The organism is Bradyrhizobium sp. USDA 4502, assembly GCF_054063355.1.
Genome location: NZ_JBSSGF010000001.1, coordinates 2,969,235 through 2,984,879 on the forward strand (window position 1 = coordinate 2,969,235; position 15,645 = coordinate 2,984,879).

Here is a 15,645-nt window from a genome sequence, read left to right on the forward strand (position 1 = left end):
TTCAACCCTTTGTCGCACCGGCGGTCAGGCCAGCAATGTAGTAGTCCATCAGGAAGGCATAGATGATCAGCGGCGGCGCGGCGCCGAGCAGGGCGCCGGTCATGATCTGTCCCCAGTTGAAGACGTCACCCTTGATCAGGGTCGTGATGATGCCGACCGGCAGCACCAGCTGATCGGTCGATGTCGTGAACACCAGCGGATAGAGGAACTGAGCCCAGGAGACGGTGAAGGCGAAGATCGTGGCCGCGATCAGGCCGGGCAGCGCGACCGGGATGAAGATCCGGGTCAGCGTCTGGAACCAGCTCGCGCCGTCGATGATCGCCGCCTCGTCGAGCTCCTTCGGGATCGAGGCGAAATAGCCGATCATGATCCAGGTGCAGAACGGCACCGTCAGCGTCGGGTAGATGAACAGCAGCACGTACCAGCGATTGACCAGCTGGATGCCGGTCCAGTCGCCGAACACGGCGAACATCTTGAACAGCGGAATGAACAGCAGGCTGTCCGGAATGAGATAGGTGAGGAACACGCCGGTCGCGAGCGTCGCCGAACCCCAGAATTTCATCCGCGCCAGCGCAAAGGCCGCCGGCACGCTGATCAGCATCGTGATGGTGACCACGATGATCGAGACCCAGGCCGAATTCCAGAAGAAGCGCAGGAACTGGTTCGAGGTCAGCAGCTCGATGTAGTTGCTGAGTGTCGGATGATAGACCCACCACGGATTGGTCGCGGCCGAGATCTCGGCGCTGCTCTTCAGCGAGGTGATCAGCATGTAGATCGGCGGCGTCAGCGAGAAGATCGCAAACAGCACCAGGAAGAAATAGGACCAGCGTAGCGCCCAGGCGCGGTCGCGGCTCATGCTGCCGTACTTGACCTTGCGGGTCGGTCCGGACTTGTCGATCGTCAGCGAGCTCATCAGGCTTCGTTCCCGCGTTTGGTGATGTCGCGCAGGATGAAAATCGCCGCGACCGCGAGGATCGGCACCATGAACAGCGAAACGCTGGCGCCGAGCGGCACATCGCTGCCCTCGATGCCGACGCGGAACGCCCAGGTGGCGAAGATATGTGTGTGGTCGAGCGGGCCGCCGGCGGTCAGGATGCGCACGATGTCGAAATTGGCGAAGGTCACGATCAGCGAGAACAGCGTCGTGATCGCGATGATGTTGCGCATCATCGGCAGGGTCACGTACCAGATGCGCTGCCACCAATTGGCGCCGTCGATCGCGGCCGCCTCATAAAGCTGGTCGGGTACCGATTTCAGCGCCGCCAGATACATGATCATGAAGAATGGCGCGCCGTACCAGACGTTGACCAGGATCACCGAGAAGCGCGCCCACATCGCATCGCCGGTCCACGGGATCGGCCCGATGCCGAAGAAGGAAAGCGTGTAGTTGAAGGCGCTGTAGGAGGGGTCGAACAGCCAGAGCCAAGCCAGCGTGCTCATCGCCGGCGGGATCACCCACGGCACCAGCAGCATGCCGCGCCACTTGCGCTGCTTGTTGGCGGGTACGTTGTGCACGAAATGCGCGACGATGAAGCCGATCAGGGCTTTGAAGATCACCGCCGAGATCGCGAAAATGCAGGATTGCTTGACCACCAGCCAGAAGGTGTCGCGCTTGAACAGGAACTCGAAATTGCCGAACCCGACGAACTTCGTCATCGCCTTGTTCAGCGTCGCGAGGTGCAAGGAGTAGAGGGCCGGGTAGAGCACCAGGATCGCGATCAGGAGGATCAGCGGCAAGGTCATCAGGAACGCGGCCATCGACTTGCGCCGCAGCGCGTTGCGCAGGCCGACGCGCCTTCGTCCCGTCTGGGCAGCGGCTGCGCGGTTGGATTGGAATGCGACATCAACCATAACGCAGGTCCCTCGCGCGGGTTGGTTGCACAGCTCGCCGGTTCGGCGGCTGGGATGTGAAGACGGGACCTCGCGCAGCCAACATTACGGGTGGTCGCGCGAGACCTCGCTTGTCGTCAGCTTCGCATGAAGCCTTCGCACTCGCCCTCGGCCCAGGCGAGCGTCTTTTCCATGCTTTCACCCTGGTAGTACCGCAGGCACATCTTGGTCAGCGTGGCCTGGAAGTAGATCTGCTGCGCGATCTTGGGCGGCGCGGGCGAGGCCGCAATCGACAGCGTCTGGTGCTTGTAGGGGTTCGGATAGTGGTAGAGCGTCCCCTTTGGCGGCGCTTGCTCCGCCCAGACCTTCAAGGTCGTGAGCTTTTCGTAGGCCGGCAGGTCATAGCCACCGCTTGCGACCACCATCTTCTCGATCGACGCGGGTTGCGACAGGTGGGACAGCAGGCTCTTCGCCGCCTCCTTGTTCTTCGAGAACGACCAGATCGACCAGAAGAACGGCAGGTAGGGCGCGAAGCGTCCCTTCGGCCCGGCCGGGAACCCGTGCGTCCAGCACTGCTCGGCGACTTGCGGAGCATCGCGCTTGGCGACCGCCCACGCGCTCGGCGGATTCAGGATCATCGCGCCCTTGCCGGCGACCAGCCACTTGTTGTTGGAAGCGTCGTCCCATGCCGCCACATCGGGCGGCAGGAAGGCGAGCAGCTTCTTGTAGTAGTCGAGGGCCTGGCGCACCGCGTCGGTCTTGACGGTGAGATTGCCCTTGGCATCGACCAGCTGCGCGCCGAACGACTGGAAGATCGCGCCGGCGGTGTCGACGCTGTCGCTGGTTTCGCCAAGGCCGATGCCGAACGGGAATCCAGCCTTGTGGCAGGCTTCGGCCGCCTTGAGGAAGGTATCGAGGGTCCAGTTATCGGCTTTCGGCTCGCTTCCGACCGGATACATCTCCTGCACGTCGATGTTGGCGTGTTTCTTCATCAGGTCGATGCGTGAGCAGGGACCCTTGATCTGGCTCCCGACGCTGGCGGGAACGCCGAGCCATTTACCACCGGCCTGGCCGAGATATTTCACCGTGCCGTTGACATCGCCGTTCAGCTTGAGGAGCGGATCCATGATGTCGTTGACCGGCTCTAGCAGCTCGGCGTTAGCCTGCGGCCACCATGTCGGCATCTGGAAAATATCGTGACCGGATTTCGCCTGCGCCTCGGCGGCGATGGTGACGATGTTCTTGTTGCCCTGGCTGGTGATGTAGTCGATCTGGACCTCGACCTTCTCCTTGGCAGCCCATTCATTGACCAGCTCGGTGGACGCACTGTTCGCGCCGGGCACCCAGTGATCCCAGAAGCCCATCGAGAGCTTTCCGGCTGCGTAGGCGCCACGCACGTAGGGGGCTGTAATCAGCGCGGCCGATGACAGCGCTGTCGCTGCGACGAATTCTCGGCGCGAGAGCTTCTTCCGTGACATGGCATTCCCTCCCTGGTAGCCGACGGACAAAAGACTTTTTGAATCCCGTTGTTCTTTTTTGTGCGTCGCGTTTGCGCGACGTCGCGGGATTGCGTTGAAACCGATCAGAACAGAATTGCCGGCATCTGTCGAGAAACGAGATGCTGATGCCAACTAGAACTAACGTTGTGGTCAAATAGCAGGCAGTGCCGTTCGCATCACTGCAGTTGCCGGCGGTTTGCCGTGCGTCTTGCGATCATGCTGCGACGCACGCGGGCGGCGACGCAGACAAGGTCGCAGACGGTGCGCGGTTGAGCCGCAGCTTTCCGATCAAGCCTCAGCGAACTCTGTTCCGCCATGTTGATGCCCGGCGCGGCCGATAGACTTGCTGAAGCCGGAAACGCTAAAGTCCGGATTTGTCGAACCTACTCCCGCATCAATTCCGCAATCCACCACCGATCACGGAGACCCGATCATGCTCATCCCGGTAGCGAAGCTGCGCGCACAATGGAGATTGTGCGCCGCGGTTGGGGCCGCCACCGTCACGTTGCTCGCAGTGCCTCATATGGTCGATGCGCAGATCGTGCAGGGCGTCGAAAAGGGGGCGCGCGAGGGCAACAAGGCTGCCGGGCCGGTCGGCGGCGTTCTCGGCGGAGCCATCGGCGGCGTTGTCGGGGTGGTGACCGGCGTGACCGGGGTGTTGACCGGCAACAATGGCAACAACCCCAATGCCGGCAGCGGCAAGAACGCACAGGGCGCGGCGGCCGGCGCCAAGGCCCCCAAGTCGGCCAAGGCTGCCGCCAAGGACAAGGGCGCGAAGCAAGCGCCGACCGTGCTGACCCAGGCCGGCGCGCCGCAGCTGACGGCCGAACAGATCGTCGCCAACAGCGACGCCAACATCGAACGGATCAAGAAGGAGCTCAACCTGACGCCGGAGCAGGAGAAGAATTGGGCCGGCTTCAACAGTGCGATGCACTATCTCGGCCACAACGGCGCCGACCGACTCAACCTGCGCATCGCGCGGGCGCAGCGCGATCCGCCGGATGACATCATCGAGCAGATGCGCAACGAGGCCCAGTTCCTCAATGACCGGGCGGTCGATCAGCGCGGCGTCGCCGACGCCGCCGAGCCGCTGTTTGCCAGCCTCGACGACAAGCAGAAACAAATCTTCATCAACGAAATGGTCCGCCTGAGCCACGAACGCGGGCTCGACTGAGGAAATCTCGCCGGCCAAGTGGGGACGAATAGCCGGGCCACCAAGCCCTGGGGTAGGTTAAAGGCGCAGCACCCGGCTATTCTGCCGCAGCGGCGCGGCCCGGTTAATTCGTCATTCAATGTTGAAGAAAAACGGACCGGATCACGCCCGAGTGATGGCCGAGTCAGGGCCTTGTCGGGAACCATCCACAGCGCCCGAGGCCAGCGCGGATTGAGCCGTCAATGACCGGGACATCGGCGCGGCAAAGCGACGATGTCCTTCGGACGGCTCTGCCCGGCAATCAGCGATCCGCAAAACGCCGGCGCTTAGCTCTTCGGGAAGTTCAGCTCCACACCGACGCCGTCCGGATCGTAGAGGAAGATCTGGGTGTCGCCGGTGCGCGGCACGATCTGCTCACGGAAGGTGACGTTCTTCGACTGCAGGCGCTTGCGCACGGCTTCGACGTCGCTGGCGGCAAAGGCGATATGGTCGAGGCGGCCGGTGTCCTCATATTTCTTCGCGGTGCCGCGCACCACGATGCCGTCGCGGGGCTTGCGGGTGCCCATCAGATGGACGGTGGCCTGACCGCCGGAATAGAGCCAGTAGCCGGGGAAATCGAGCGGCGGCCGTTCGCCGTTCTCGAGCCCGAGCACATCGCAATAGAACGCCTTGGTCTTCTCCAGATCCTGCGGCTCGATGGTGTAATGCTGTAGTCCACCCAATGGCATGGTTCTTCTCCTTGAGAAATCGGGTTAAACGAAGCTGAGGTCGGCATCGACGCCCAGCATCCAGGCGCCGACGGTCTCGAAATGACTGAAGCGGCCCTGCAGTTGCTGCGTCACGGTGTGGATGTCGCGGAAGCGCCGCTCCAGCGGATGGCCGTCGAAGATCGCAGTGGCGCCTGCGGTGTTGTAGGCGAAATCGACGGCCTCCCGCGCCTTGTGGATGGCGTGCGTGGCCGCCATTCGGATCGTCATGCGCTGTGCCACCGTGATGCTGTGGCCGGCAACCAGATCCTTCCAGATGTCGGCCATCGACTGCAGCAGGAAGGCGCGGGCCGCGCGCAGATTGACCTCGGCCTGGGCGAGGCCGGACTGCACGACCGCATTGTCCCGCAGCGTCTTCTTCATGCCGCGCGGCACCTTGTTGCGGGCGACGTCGACGAAATTGTCGAGCGCGCTGCGGGCAATGCCGCAGGCGACCCCGGCAAAGCCGATCTGGTAGCAGGTGTGGTTGCTCATCCGGTACAGCGGGCCGTCCTCGCGGCACTCGCGGTCGAATTCGCGGGTGATCGAATGGTCCGCGCGGACGAAGAAATCGTCGAGCGCGAACTGGTCGCTGGCGGTACCGCGCAATCCGACCGTGTTCCAGATGTCGGTCCATGCGACGTCTTCGGTCCGCGCCAGCATGGTGCGCTCGACCTGCTCGCCATTGGCATCCCGGCGCGGCGAGCCGTCCGCGGCATAGACCGGGCAGTGCGCGCCGAGCCAGGTGGCGTGCCGCCCGCCCGAGGCAAACGACCAGACCCCGGTGACGCGGTAGCCGCCCTCGCACTCGATCGCCTTGACCTTCGGGCCGGGGCCCCAGGCCAGCACGGCACGCGGGTCGGCAAACACTTCCTGCGCGACCGGCAGGTCGAGATAGGCCGCCGACATCGCGCAGCCGCCGGCCTGGCTCAGGCACCACGCCGTCGAGGCATCCGCCTTGGCGATGGTCTCGATGGCATGGAAGAAGGTGACGGGATCGGTCTCGATCCCGTTGCTTGAACGCGGCAGCAGCAGGCGGAACAGCCGCGCCTCATGCAGTCGGTCGAGCAGGTCGGGCGGCAGGCGGCGCGTCGTTTCGATATCGTTGGAGGCGGCCGCCACCGTGTCCCTGATCGCCTCGGCGCGGGCAATCACGTCGCGATCACCGATAAGGTCCGCAGAAGTCACATTCATGTTCGCCTCCCTCAGGCGCGCCGGATCGTTGCGGAGGCCGCGACGTCGACCGTCGCGTTGAGCTCCTTGTCGATCTGCTCGATCGATTTGCCCCGGGTCTCGAGCCCGAAGAACAAATAGACGGCCCCCGCCATCAGGAACCAGCAGCCGAGATAGACAAAGGCGGTCGGGATCTGGGTCAGTGGCACGTCGGGCTTGAGGTAGTTGTTCGAACCGACGATCAGCGCAAGCCCGACCGGCCCGATGATCTTGCCGATGCCGCCGAAGCCATAGGCCGACCCCATCCCCGTGGTGCGCAGATGCGACGGCCAGACCTCAGCCGCGTAGGGACCGACGATCGCAAAGCCGCCGTCGGCGAAGAAGAAGGCGGCGGCCAGCAGCAGCCAGAACGCCGACATGCCGAACAAAGTCGCGTCGTAGTGGTAGCCGGCGATGATGGTCAGCGCGCCGGCGCCGAAGCCGAGCAGGCCGCCTGCAACACGCCGCCCCAGCAGCTCCGAGAACCAGGAGAACGAGATGCGGCCGAGGAAGCCGGTGATGCTGAGCAGGATCATCATCTTGGCGGCTTCCTGCGGCGTCACCTTCAGCAGCAGCACGAACAGCGCAGGGGCCCATAGCGTGATGCCGTAGACGCCGGTTTGCGCGCCTGCATTGCCGAGCCAGGAGACGATCAGGCTGCGCGGATATCTGAACAGATCGAACCAGCTCGTCGTGACGACCGGACCGGCGTCGGCCGCGCTCGGCAGCGGCAGCTCCGACGGCGGCACCTGCAGCGCCCAGGCCAGCGACTTGCGGGCTTCGTCATAGCGTCCTTGCCGGCACAGCCAGCGCGGCGACTCCGGGACCCAGATCCGAACCAGCAGCACCAGGACCGACGGCAGCACGCCGATCGCAAACAACAGCCGCCACTGATCGGTTCCCATGACGGCTCCGAGCACCGCGCCGAGGCCGACGCCGAGCGGGATCACGCAGGTGACGAGGCCGCCGACCCAGCCGCGCTTGTGCGACGGCATGAACTCCTGCACCAGCGGCAGGTCGACACAATAAAGACCGCCGACGCCGGTGCCGACGAAGAAGCGCAGGATCGCCAGATAGACCCAGCCGTTATCGGGTGTGAAATAGAGCAGGCCGGTCGCGATCGAGAAGTTCAGCACCGTGCCGATGAAGACGATACGCCGACCGACCCGGTCGGCGAGCCAGCCCCAGAGGTAGGCGCCGAGGATGGCGCCGATGCCGGAACTCATCAGCACGGTGGCCGACTGGCCGAAGGTGAGCTTCCACGGTCCGATCAGGAACGCGAGCACGAAGCCAATCAGGAAGTAGTCGAAGAATTCCAGCGCATCGCCGATGATGGCCGCCGCAAGGATCTTGATCTGGTTGCCGGTCAGAGTCGTCCGGCGATCGAGAATCTCGAACATGGCGCGTCTCCCCATGGCGCCTGTTCATTGTTCCCCGGAGCGTGCGTCGCGCCAGCGCATCGCCCATAGGATGAGGCTATCCTCGTGCCAGCGCGAACGACAAGCCCGCGCCGACGCGGGGCTCATCTGCATTGGCGCGATAAGCGGTTCGGCGTACTGCTGCGCACAAATGGTGGTGCGAAAGCCCGATGTGAGCCGCCGGAGCCGTTGACTTCTGCAATGCCGATCGCCCACGTTTGCGTGGAGGAAGCGGGGAGCAGCCGGGTGGACGAAAAGCGCAAGCATCCGCGAACCGAGGTCAATGAACCCGGCTATGTCTCGTCGGGCGGTTCGGTCATGCATTGCACGATCGTGAACATCTCGCCGGAGGGGGCGGCCATCGAGGTCGAGAATCCGGCCTTCGTCCCGCACCGATTCCGCCTGGTGATGGCCCGCGACGCCTCGGTCGTCTACGAGTGCCAGGTGATCTGGAGTAAGAAGTCGCGAATTGGAGTGAGTTTCGTGGCAACCGCCTGAGCGCGGCTATCTCGATTGGGGACGCCCATGAACCTGCGTGCCAAGGCGGTCGGGTTTCGTTGCTGGAACAGCAGGTGATCCGCCGATGACTCCGGAACCTGCAACGATCTGCCTTGGCTGCTGGCAAAACCTGCATATGCCGATCCCGTTGCGCGGTCCCTTGGCGGCGCCGTTCCGTCTGTTCGGCGTCCGGCCGAGCCGCATGAACCCGAACACATGCACGCTCTGCGAGATGGCCTTCTCGAAGATCATGAAGGCGCGCGCCGTGACCATCGACGCCACCATCCTGTTCGCCGATCTGCGCGGCTACACCACACTGACGCAGACCATCGCGCAGGACGGGCTGACCTCGCTGCTCGACGCGTTCTACGACGACTGCGCCGCCGCGATCTGGCGCTATGACGGCATCCTCAACAAGACCATCGGTGATGCCGTGTTCGCGATCTTCAATTTTCCGGTGCGGCGCGACGATCATGCCGTGCAGGCCTTGCTCGCGGCGCGCCAGATCCAGCGCAGTTTTCGCGACAGGCACGACGCGCTGGTGCGGGCGATCGGCGCCGGCGACATCGAGATCGGCATCGGAATCGGAATGGATAGCGGTGACACCAATTTCGGTGAGTTCGGCCAGGCCCACCGCGACCTGACGGCAGTCGGCACGGTGGTCAATCGCGCGGCGCGCGCGCAGGCGGCCGCCAGGTCAGGCGAGATTCTTGTGACGACGGCCGTGCGGGATCGAACCCGCGACATGATCACGGCAGCCGGTGCCGATTACACCCTGAAGGGCTTCGACCAGCCCGTCACATTATTTCCTGCGTGAATTGGCTTTCGCGTGAATTGACGCGGCGCAAAAAAGACGGCTCCAGCGTGCAACTGCGCGCCGAAGCCGTCGGGGATGGTCGTTTGCCGATTACGAACGCCGCCTCAACGCAAGGTCGGCGGCTTTGTTCCAGCCCGGATGAAAAGCTTCGAACCGGCGTCAGCGCCACATGCCGCGCATCCGGGCGCCGATGTCGATCGGCGGCGCGCGGTTGGCTGCGGATGCCTGCGCGGCCGCGGCGCGCGGCCAGGTGGTCCGCTCGAACATCGGCAGCAGTCGTTCCGGGATGAAGCGGGTGCGCGAGGCATACATGTGGCGGTCGCCCTTGGTGGCCTGGCCGTGAACGAAGAAGCGCTGCGGCACCAGCAGATGCAGATCGTCCTTGGCGCGGGTCATCGCGACATAGAGCAGGCGGCGCTCCTCCTCGAGTTCGGCCGACGTGCCGGCGCCGAGGTCGGAGGGCATGCAGCCGTCGACGACATTGAGCACATAGACGGATTTCCATTCCTGGCCCTTGGCGGAATGGATCGTCGACAGGATCAGATAATCCTCATCGAGCAGCGGCGCGCCAGCCTGGTCGCTGGTCGCATCGGGTGGATCGAGCGTGAGTTCGGTGAGAAAACGCTCGCGTGACGGGTAGCCGGCGGCGATCTGCTCGAGCTGAATGAGATCGGCGCGGCGTACCTCGCTGTCCTCGTGGATGCGATCGAGATGCGGTTCGTACCAGAGGCGGGCGCGTTCGATATCGACGGGCCATTCCGAGTAGCGGAGGTTCTCGATGGTCTCCACGAACAGCCGCCAATCCGCACCGGCGCGGGGCGGAGCGGGCAGCGCGACGAGCGCAGCAATCGGATCGGCGGCCTCCGTCATGCGGTCGAGCACCCGCTGCGCCGAGGCCGGACCGACGCCGGGCAACAGATGCAGGATGCGAAAACCTGCAACCCGGTCGCGCGGATTGGCGGCGAAGCGCAGCAGCGCCAGCATGTCCTTGACATGCGCGGCGTCGAGGAATTTGAGGCCGCCGAATTTCACGAACGGAATGTTGCGGCGGGTCAGTTCGACCTCCAGCGGTCCGCTGTGCGAGGAGGTGCGGAACAGCACCGCCTGGTGCTTCAACAGGGTGCCTTCCTCACGATTGGCCAGCACCTGCTCGACGATGTAACGGGCCTGATCGGCCTCGTCGCGGATCGTGACGAGCAGCGGCTTACGGGTCGAGGTCCGGTCGGTCCACAGGTTCTTGGTGAAGCGCTCCTTTGCGAGCGAGATCACGCCATTGGCCGCCGACAGGATCGGCTGCGTCGAGCGATAGTTGCGATCGAGCGTGACGATCTCGGCGGCCGGGCTGAACTGGGCCGGGAAGTCAAGGATGTTGCGCACGGTGGCGGCGCGGAACGAATAGATCGACTGCGCGTCGTCGCCGACCACGGTGAGCCCGCGTCCCGCGGGCTTGAGTGCGAGCAGGATCGAGGACTGCAGGCGGTTGGTGTCCTGATATTCGTCGACCATCACCTGGTCGAAGCGGCCGCCGATCTCCTCGGCCAGTGCGGTGTCCATCACCATCTGCGCCCAGTAGAGCAGGAGGTCGTCGTAATCGAGCACGTTCTGCCGCTGCTTGGCTTCGACATAGGCCCCGAACAGCTGCTTCAATTCACTGGCCCAGCCGGAGCACCACGGGAAGAACTGGCCGAGCACGGCCTCGATCGGCATCTCCGCGTTCACGCAGCGCGAATAGATCGCAAGGCAGGTGCCCTTGGTGGGGAACCGGCCTTCGGTGCGGGAGAACCCGAGATCGTGGCGGACCAGATTGATCAGGTCGGCGGAATCCTCGCGGTCATGGATCGTGAAGGCCGGGTCGAGGCCGATACGCTCGGCGAATTCGCGCAGCAGCCGCGCGCCGATGCCGTGGAACGTGCCGGCCCAACTCAGCGCGTCGGTCATGACCGAGGCGCGATCGCCGAGCACGCGGCGCGCAATGCGCTCGACGCGGCCGGCCATCTCGGCGGCGGCGCGCCGCGAAAAGGTCATCAACAGGATGCGGCGCGGATCGGCGCCAGCGACGATCAGATGCGCGACGCGATGGGCGAGGGTGTTGGTCTTGCCGGACCCCGCGCCCGCGATCACCAACAGCGGCGCGCCGACGATGCAATCCTTGCCGACCCCGTGCTCGACAGCGCGGCGCTGCTCGGCATTGAGCGCATCGAGATAGGCTGTGTTGGCAAGATCAGTCACGAATCACCCCCACGAAACGCTAACAGACATTGCGATTCATTGGGGCCGACGCGCCGAGGCGGACGCAGAGAAATTAGATTGACATTAACGCGGCGCGGCGCACAACCCCGCCATGGGTGACGTATCCAAATCCGACACGCCGCTGAAGGCGACGTTCAAGGTGCGGCTGAACGGCGAGACGGTGACGCTCGCGACCGTCGGCCAGGCCTATAGCTTCATCAGCAATCTCAGCGCCGTCGAATGGATGGAGTTCCGCTCGCTGCATGACGAGGCATTGGTTGCGCTCGAGAGAGCGGCCGGTAACGCCATGCTGACGGTGCAAGCGACCAACGCGTTGCGGATACTGTTCGTCCGCGCGAAACTGCTTTGAAAAGAAAATGAGCCGCCTTGGTGTTCCATTGGCCCTCCAAGGCGGCCCGAGAGTGCGGCTAAAGCGCATTGCGCACCCGGCCGTCGCGTGTACCGCCGTTACCTTGTTTGCGGCCATAACGAACAGCGCCTTACGCAACCACCGCCGATTCGGCTGTAGCCGCGGCACCACAATCACGGGCCAACGTCATCGACCAGGCGGTCATACACGAGCGCAGACCGGAGGTTCATGGTTGCGATCTTCAGATAGCCCGGCTCGCGCATGGCGTTGTTGAACATCATGATCGCCGTCTTCCAGTAGCCGCGCTCGCGCTGATCCAGGTTCAGCGCGGACAGGTAGTCCGCGGCGTCGCCGACCGTCGCGAGCGTTCGCCCGTCCTTCAGCGTAATCGGGAACGCAAGCGGCGACCGCTTCTCCAGCTCCAGCACGTCAGGCTCCCCCAGGACCAAGCAGCAATAGACAAAGCAGCAATAACAGGAACAGACCTAGCTGCGCCGCTATATCAAAGCCTTAAGGGGACGTCCGGCCTGGCTGGAGTGGACGGTTCAGAAAGAATCCGCCAGTGCGATCTCCGCCTTCAGCGCGTCGATGCGCCGTTCGGCTTCCTCGGATGTCAGGTCGCGTGCGTACTGGTTCGGCTGATAGGCCTCCTCGGCGAGGCTCCTCAACCGCAGCGCCTGGGCACGGGTCATCAGCCCGCCAAGGCGCTCCGCAACCCCACCATATCTTACCGCTGCCACGCTCATTGCTTGCCTCGCTTGCTGGATCGTGACTTGACAATATGTTCTATTTTTGTTCTAACAAGCTATGGATAACAAGATCAATGAAATTCGGCGCAAGATCAGCACGTTGCGAGCTGAGATGACCCTGATCGAGGCGTCGATCAGGGATCAGGTCAACCGCGACCTCGATTGCAGTGAAGCATCCTACCGGCTGATGGCGATGCGAGCCGAAGTGGCCCAACTGGTCGGCCGGTGGAAGGCCGCCGGCGGCGGCGAGCGTCTCCCCACGGTCCGGGAGCGGCTGAGCCGGAGCTTCGAGGATCGCACCGGCGCGAAGGTCAAGGTGGACAAGGACAAGGCGAAGCCTACGCCCGGTCACAGCAACGCCCGGGTGTGATCCGGGGGTTTGTCCAAAGAAGGGAGCCTCGAACACCGGCTCAGGCCCAAATCAGGTTTCAAGGAAGGAACCGGGACCGCAGGATCTGCATTTTCTTGTGGTGAGAGCCAATACCATAGCATCGCCCAGCGCCATGATCGCCGATCCGACCGCGCCACCGCGGGCATCGATGAATGACGATCGCAGTCCACTGCTGACGCTGATCTCCTGCATCAGCTGCATCAGGACGATGCGGCTCGAGAGCAGCCATCCGGGCAGCGAGGGCAGGGATATTCTTCAGTACCGCTGCGAGCAATGCAGCCGCATCGAGCGGGTGCAATTGGTGCGGCGAAGCTGGCCGGCGGAACGCTAGCCTTTCGATTTTGAACTAGTGTCCCGAATCCGAAGTTCGCATCATTTGCCGCATCTTCGGAGCGAACTTCGGATTCGATGAGGACACTAGCAAACTTATGATTCTAGTGTGCTTTATGAATGCGAAGTTCGTGAAAGTGGCTGCCGCGAAATCGCACGAACTTCGCATTCAGCACACTAGGAGCGGGCTTTCGCCTTTGGTCTTGCCACGACGTCATGCGCGGTGGCATCGAACTCGCTCGAAGCGTTGCCGGATGGCCCGCTCGTCGCGCTGCCGACGCCGTGCCCCGTCAACTTTGCGAGTTCGCGGCTGAGGTCGTGGATGTGGTACGGCTTGCGTAACACCGGAAAGTCGGACCTCACGTCGCGCGCGCTCGCGCTGTAGCCTGTCGTCAGCAGGATCGGCAGCTCGGGCTTTCTGTCCCGGATCGTGCGCGCCAGCTTCAGTCCATCGATCCTGCCGGGCATGACGATGTCGCTGAACACCACATCGATCCCGTTGGCGTCGATCTCCGACAAGGCGGCCTCCGCGTTCGAGGCCCAGCGCACGGTATAGCCGAGCTGTTCGAGCAGGCCCGTGCTCGCATCGGCGACGGCAGGATTGTCCTCGATCAGCAGGATCGTGGCCAAGCCGGGCGTGCTGTGCCCCGTAGCCGTGCGCTTTGCGGCCGCAGTCCCCCGCGGAAGATAGATGCTGACCGTCGTGCCCTTGCCGAGCGCGCTTGTAATCTCGACCCGGCCATCCGCCTGGTGCGCGAAGCCGTGAACCTGGGACAGCCCAAGGCCGGTCCCTTTGCCGACCGGCTTGGTGGTGAAGAAGGGATCAAAGACCTTGTTCATGACATCGTCGGGAATGCCTTCGCCGGTGTCGGTAATGCTGACGACCACCTGGGCGGCTTCCGGGACATTGCGCGCCGCGACGGTCAGCGTGCCGCCGCAGGTCATCGCATCCCGGGCATTGACCACGAGGTTGATCAGCGCGGTCTCAAATTCCGTCGGATCGACGAAGATCGGCCAGAGATCCGGTCCGATCTCCATGTTCAGCTTGATCGCGCCGCCGAGCGCGCTGGTCAAAACCTCTCGCACCGCGGTGATCCTGTCAGCGACGTTGATGGTCTGCGGATTGACACTCTGCCGACGCGCGAAGGTGAGGAGCTGCCTGGTCAGGGACGCGGCACGCTCGGATGCGGTTTCGATCGCGCCGAGTGCAAGCGTCCCCCGTTCGCTCATCACCTCGCGCTTGATCCGGTGCAGATTGCCGGAGATGATCATCAGCAGGTTGTTGAAGTCGTGCGCGACGCCGCCGGTCAGTTGGCCGAGCGCATCCATCTTTTGCGATTCCGCAAGCTGACGCTGCACCTGTTCGAGCTTCTGATGCGCGTCGCGCCGCTCGGAAATATCCCGGGTGATCTTGGCGAAGCCGACCAGGCTGCCGTCGGTATCGCGGATCGGATCAATCACGACGCTCGCCCAGAAGAACGAACCGTCCTTGCGGACCCGCCAGCCTTCCTCCACGTAATGCCCGGTCTCTTCCGCGATCTTGAGCGCATGGGCGGGCTTGCCGGCAGCCTGGTCGGCCGGCGTATAGAACCGCGAGAAGTGCTGGCCGATGATTTCGCCGGGCGAATAGCCCTTGATGCGCTCGCCGCCGGCGTTCCAATTGGCGACGATGCCGGCCGGCGTCAACATATAGAGCGCATAGTCGGTGACATTGCTCACCAGCAGGCGGAACTGGCTTTCGCTGGCCTCGAGATCCGCGCGCGCCTGATGCCGCTCGGTGATGTCGCGGGTGACCATTGCGTAGCCGACGAGCTTGCGCTTCTCGTAGATCGGATCGATGACCACAGCGGCGTAGAATCGCGACCCGTCCTTGCGGACAGACCAGCCTTCGGCCGCTGAGTGCTTGTCCTTCCGCGCCATCTGCAGAGCTCTCGCCGGAACGCCGGATGCGCGGTCTTCGGCAGGATAGAAGACCGAGAAGTGCTTGCCGAGGATCGCCTTGGCCGGATAGCCCGTGATGCGCTCGGCGCCCTTGTTCCAGTTGATGACCCGGCCATCGGGGCCGAGCGTGCAAATGGCGTAGTCGACCACGCCGCCAGCCACCGGCCGACGATCGTGCCGGCTCTCGACGATGCCCCGTTTGAGTTGTTCTGATTTCTTAACCATCGCCGATCCTGCCCCCGCCCGAAACGCGCGGGGATGGTCAATGTTCCATGCGAGCACGAGGACCGGGCGATCAGGGCCGGCTCCGTCGTTCTTCGGAAAAGTTCGGCCAACGGTCGGAACTTTTGGTTCCAATCGCGATTAAGGTACTCGGTTTGCGTCACAAATTGCGGTTTTGGCGTTTTCCCGCTTGAATAGATCAAGGGCAGTCATTCTTATGGTCACACTGGCTTTTCCGAG

The 15,645-nt window shown here is 63.7% G+C and carries 16 protein-coding genes; 6 read left to right on the top strand and 10 right to left on the bottom strand.

Annotation, left to right across the window (positions count from 1 at the left end):
* Position 1 precedes the first annotated feature (1 nt).
* From ACVW1B_RS13550 to ACVW1B_RS13560, 3 genes are all read right to left on the bottom strand, one after another.
* Positions 2 to 913, bottom strand: coding sequence for a carbohydrate ABC transporter permease (locus tag ACVW1B_RS13550; protein ID WP_016847559.1), 912 nt, complete (start codon positions 911 to 913; stop codon positions 2 to 4).
* Positions 913 to 1,851, bottom strand: coding sequence for a carbohydrate ABC transporter permease (locus tag ACVW1B_RS13555; RefSeq protein ID WP_028340672.1), 939 nt, complete (start codon positions 1,849 to 1,851; stop codon positions 913 to 915). The genes ACVW1B_RS13550 and ACVW1B_RS13555 overlap by 1 nt, the downstream gene beginning before the upstream one ends.
* Before the next feature lie 116 nt (positions 1,852 to 1,967).
* Positions 1,968 to 3,308, bottom strand: coding sequence for an ABC transporter substrate-binding protein (locus ACVW1B_RS13560; RefSeq protein ID WP_028340671.1), 1,341 nt, complete (start codon positions 3,306 to 3,308; stop codon positions 1,968 to 1,970).
* 454 nt (positions 3,309 to 3,762) lie between these two features.
* Here ACVW1B_RS13560 and ACVW1B_RS13565 point away from each other — a divergent pair, with 454 nt between their 5' ends.
* Positions 3,763 to 4,503 (top strand): Spy/CpxP family protein refolding chaperone, encoded by a 741-nt coding sequence (locus ACVW1B_RS13565; RefSeq protein ID WP_076828866.1) that lies wholly within the window; start codon positions 3,763 to 3,765, stop codon positions 4,501 to 4,503.
* 305 nt (positions 4,504 to 4,808) lie between these two features.
* On the opposite strand, the gene ACVW1B_RS13570 is transcribed toward ACVW1B_RS13565, so the two are convergent.
* The 3 genes from ACVW1B_RS13570 to ACVW1B_RS13580 are packed head-to-tail and all read right to left on the bottom strand — an operon-like array spanning position 4,809 to position 7,840.
* A complete protein-coding gene (locus ACVW1B_RS13570) occupies positions 4,809 to 5,210 on the bottom strand; it encodes a VOC family protein (RefSeq protein ID WP_063790124.1) in 402 nt (133 codons plus the stop codon).
* A gap of 24 nt (positions 5,211 to 5,234) precedes the next feature.
* Positions 5,235 to 6,422, bottom strand: coding sequence for an acyl-CoA dehydrogenase family protein (locus tag ACVW1B_RS13575; protein WP_456792207.1), 1,188 nt, complete (start codon positions 6,420 to 6,422; stop codon positions 5,235 to 5,237).
* A gap of 11 nt (positions 6,423 to 6,433) precedes the next feature.
* Entirely contained in the window at positions 6,434 to 7,840 is a 1,407-nt protein-coding gene (locus tag ACVW1B_RS13580; RefSeq protein WP_456821644.1) for an MFS transporter, read from the bottom strand.
* Between the two features lie 219 nt (positions 7,841 to 8,059).
* On the opposite strand from ACVW1B_RS13580, the gene ACVW1B_RS13585 reads away from it, so the two are divergent.
* A complete protein-coding gene (locus ACVW1B_RS13585; protein ID WP_210262664.1) occupies positions 8,060 to 8,356 on the top strand; it encodes a PilZ domain-containing protein in 297 nt (98 codons plus the stop codon).
* A gap of 85 nt (positions 8,357 to 8,441) precedes the next feature.
* A complete protein-coding gene (locus tag ACVW1B_RS13590) occupies positions 8,442 to 9,173 on the top strand; it encodes an adenylate/guanylate cyclase domain-containing protein (protein WP_225646743.1) in 732 nt (243 codons plus the stop codon).
* 159 nt (positions 9,174 to 9,332) lie between these two features.
* Here ACVW1B_RS13590 and ACVW1B_RS13595 read toward each other — a convergent pair whose 3' ends face one another.
* Positions 9,333 to 11,402 carry an ATP-dependent helicase gene (locus ACVW1B_RS13595; protein ID WP_456821645.1) on the bottom strand — a complete coding sequence of 690 codons (2,070 nt, stop codon included), beginning with the start codon at positions 11,400 to 11,402 and terminating at the stop codon, positions 9,333 to 9,335.
* A 112-nt stretch (positions 11,403 to 11,514) separates the two neighbouring features.
* Between ACVW1B_RS13595 and ACVW1B_RS13600 the strand changes: the two genes are divergently transcribed.
* Positions 11,515 to 11,772 (top strand): hypothetical protein, encoded by a 258-nt coding sequence (locus tag ACVW1B_RS13600; RefSeq protein WP_456821646.1) that lies wholly within the window; start codon positions 11,515 to 11,517, stop codon positions 11,770 to 11,772.
* Between the two features lie 173 nt (positions 11,773 to 11,945).
* Here the strand turns inward: ACVW1B_RS13600 and ACVW1B_RS13605 are convergent, their stop codons facing one another.
* Together ACVW1B_RS13605 and ACVW1B_RS13610 are read right to left on the bottom strand one after the other, a co-directional pair.
* Positions 11,946 to 12,200, bottom strand: a complete 255-nt coding sequence (locus ACVW1B_RS13605) for a hypothetical protein (protein ID WP_225164411.1) — start codon at positions 12,198 to 12,200, stop codon at positions 11,946 to 11,948.
* A gap of 117 nt (positions 12,201 to 12,317) precedes the next feature.
* On the bottom strand, positions 12,318 to 12,518 hold the full coding sequence (locus ACVW1B_RS13610; RefSeq protein WP_026192767.1) for a DUF3072 domain-containing protein: 201 nt from the start codon (positions 12,516 to 12,518) through the stop codon (positions 12,318 to 12,320).
* A 61-nt stretch (positions 12,519 to 12,579) separates the two neighbouring features.
* Between ACVW1B_RS13610 and ACVW1B_RS13615 the strand changes: the two genes are divergently transcribed.
* Both ACVW1B_RS13615 and ACVW1B_RS13620 read left to right on the top strand, forming a co-directional pair.
* Positions 12,580 to 12,891 carry a hypothetical protein gene (locus ACVW1B_RS13615; RefSeq protein ID WP_092084726.1) on the top strand — a complete coding sequence of 104 codons (312 nt, stop codon included), beginning with the start codon at positions 12,580 to 12,582 and terminating at the stop codon, positions 12,889 to 12,891.
* A gap of 169 nt (positions 12,892 to 13,060) precedes the next feature.
* Complete coding sequence (locus ACVW1B_RS13620) at positions 13,061 to 13,243, top strand: hypothetical protein (protein WP_225646739.1); 183 nt, start codon at positions 13,061 to 13,063, stop codon at positions 13,241 to 13,243.
* Positions 13,244 to 13,419: 176 nt separating this feature from the next.
* Here ACVW1B_RS13620 and ACVW1B_RS13625 read toward each other — a convergent pair whose 3' ends face one another.
* Positions 13,420 to 15,408 carry a PAS domain S-box protein gene (locus ACVW1B_RS13625; protein ID WP_456821647.1) on the bottom strand — a complete coding sequence of 663 codons (1,989 nt, stop codon included), beginning with the start codon at positions 15,406 to 15,408 and terminating at the stop codon, positions 13,420 to 13,422.
* Positions 15,409 to 15,645 lie beyond the last annotated feature (237 nt).

Bases quoted from the DNA above. Each gene is read 5' to 3' on its own strand.
- ACVW1B_RS13550 (WP_016847559.1), bottom strand. From the start codon at position 913: ATGAGCTCGCTGACGATCGACAAGTCCGGACCGACCCGCAAGGTCAAG.
- ACVW1B_RS13555 (WP_028340672.1), bottom strand. From the start codon at position 1,851: ATGGTTGATGTCGCATTCCAATCCAACCGCGCAGCCGCTGCCCAGACG.
- ACVW1B_RS13560 (WP_028340671.1), bottom strand. From the start codon at position 3,308: ATGTCACGGAAGAAGCTCTCGCGCCGAGAATTCGTCGCAGCGACAGCG.
- ACVW1B_RS13565 (WP_076828866.1), top strand. From the start codon at position 3,763: ATGCTCATCCCGGTAGCGAAGCTGCGCGCACAATGGAGATTGTGCGCC.
- ACVW1B_RS13570 (WP_063790124.1), bottom strand. From the start codon at position 5,210: ATGCCATTGGGTGGACTACAGCATTACACCATCGAGCCGCAGGATCTG.
- ACVW1B_RS13575 (WP_456792207.1), bottom strand. From the start codon at position 6,422: ATGAATGTGACTTCTGCGGACCTTATCGGTGATCGCGACGTGATTGCC.
- ACVW1B_RS13580 (WP_456821644.1), bottom strand. From the start codon at position 7,840: ATGTTCGAGATTCTCGATCGCCGGACGACTCTGACCGGCAACCAGATC.
- ACVW1B_RS13585 (WP_210262664.1), top strand. From the start codon at position 8,060: ATGCCGATCGCCCACGTTTGCGTGGAGGAAGCGGGGAGCAGCCGGGTG.
- ACVW1B_RS13590 (WP_225646743.1), top strand. From the start codon at position 8,442: ATGACTCCGGAACCTGCAACGATCTGCCTTGGCTGCTGGCAAAACCTG.
- ACVW1B_RS13600 (WP_456821646.1), top strand. From the start codon at position 11,515: ATGGGTGACGTATCCAAATCCGACACGCCGCTGAAGGCGACGTTCAAG.
- ACVW1B_RS13610 (WP_026192767.1), bottom strand. From the start codon at position 12,518: ATGAGCGTGGCAGCGGTAAGATATGGTGGGGTTGCGGAGCGCCTTGGC.
- ACVW1B_RS13615 (WP_092084726.1), top strand. From the start codon at position 12,580: ATGGATAACAAGATCAATGAAATTCGGCGCAAGATCAGCACGTTGCGA.
- ACVW1B_RS13620 (WP_225646739.1), top strand. From the start codon at position 13,061: ATGAATGACGATCGCAGTCCACTGCTGACGCTGATCTCCTGCATCAGC.
- ACVW1B_RS13625 (WP_456821647.1), bottom strand. From the start codon at position 15,408: ATGGTTAAGAAATCAGAACAACTCAAACGGGGCATCGTCGAGAGCCGG.